The following is a 1,456-nucleotide window of genomic DNA, read 5'->3' on the forward strand; positions in this document are numbered from 1 at the left end:
GGATGAATAGCAAAAGGAAAGCGATTTAATCGCCGGTTGGGATTTTTCTTAGTGTGCGTTGTTCCATTCTATGCGGTAATGTTCATTAAACTGTGTCACGATTAGAATTTTGATGTTGATTTGCTGTTGGAATGTTGATAACTTCGGCCAAGCCGTAGAAGTTATCAATATTTCAATGGCATCGTTTAAGTTACCTGCCCACATCTTTCTTCGAATTTGATGATTAATTCCTGTTTGACCTGGCCCCAGTACGGGGGTTTGCTTTTCCATTGTTTTGTGATCTCTTGTTGAGCCAGGTAAAGTATTTTCATCAGGGCCATGTCGCTTGAAAATGCTCCTTTTCGTTTGGTCACCCGCCGTATTTGTCTGTTGAATCCTTCAATGGTATTGGTGGTGTACATGATTCTTCGCAGGTGTTTAGAGTAATCGAAAAAACGGGTCAGGTAGTGCCAGTTGTTTCGCCATGATTTGATAACCAGCGGATATTTCTGTTTCCACTTCTCTTCAAACTGATTCATGGACAGTTCGGCTTCTGCCAGGTTGGAGGCCTGGTAAATCAGTTTCAATTCCTGGTTGAATTCTTTTCGGTCTTTCCATGTCACATATTTAAAGGAATTGCGGATCTGATGAATGATGCAGAGCTGGATATCAGCTTGCGGAAAAAGAGACTCCACTGCTTCTGTAAAACCTTTCAGGTTATCCATGCAGGCAATTAAAATATCTTGAAGGCCACGGTTCTGAAGGTCAGTCAATACATTTAGCCAGAACCGGGCACTTTCACGCTCAGAGATATACATCCCTAACAAATCTTTCTGACCCTCCATGGTATAGCCCAGGATGATATAAACCGCTTTACTGACGACCTGTCCATTCTCCCGGACTTTAAAATGCATTGCATCCAACCAAATGATGGAGTAAACAGCCTCTAAACGGCGTCCCTGCCATTGCTGGATCAAAGGAATAACCTTATCAGTAATGGCGCTTAGCTTACCCACCGAAACATCCATGCCATACAGATCCAGCAAATGTCCCTGGATGTCAGCATAACTCAGACCCTTGGCATAAAGCGAAAGGATGCGGTTTTCGAAAGCTTCCCCGATAACAGTCTGGCGCTTACGGATCAATTCCGGTTCAAAATCACCATTACGGTCACGTGGAGTCTCCAGCTCAAAACTACCCTGGTCGGTTTTTACCCTCTTGCGATTATGCCCGTTACGTCGATCGGGTTCTTCTGAATCCTTTAAATGAGTATCCATCTCGCCATCTAAGGCTCCTTCCAGAAAATCCTTAAATAAGGGCAATAAAACATTGTCAGAACCACTCATCCCTTTTCCGGATAGAAGACCTTCAATAGCCTCCTTTTTGAACTTCTCGTAATCAAACTTTTCTTTTCCCATAACATGTAAATTTTAAAACATTCAATTTTGTTTACATGACACAGTTCGTTGAACACTCT

Annotated in this window: 1 protein-coding gene; it reads right to left on the reverse strand. The window is 42.7% G+C overall.

From position 1 onward, the window contains the following. Window positions 1-185 precede the first annotated feature (185 nt). The gene (locus NC99_RS06060; protein WP_053180921.1) at window positions 186-1,397 is read right to left on the reverse strand and encodes an IS256 family transposase; all 1,212 of its coding nucleotides are present in this window, start codon (window positions 1,395-1,397) and stop codon (window positions 186-188) included. Window positions 1,398-1,456: the final 59 nt, after the last annotated feature.

It is taken from the genome of Sunxiuqinia dokdonensis (assembly GCF_001270965.1).
Classification (GTDB): Bacteria; Bacteroidota; Bacteroidia; order Bacteroidales; family Prolixibacteraceae; genus Sunxiuqinia; species Sunxiuqinia dokdonensis.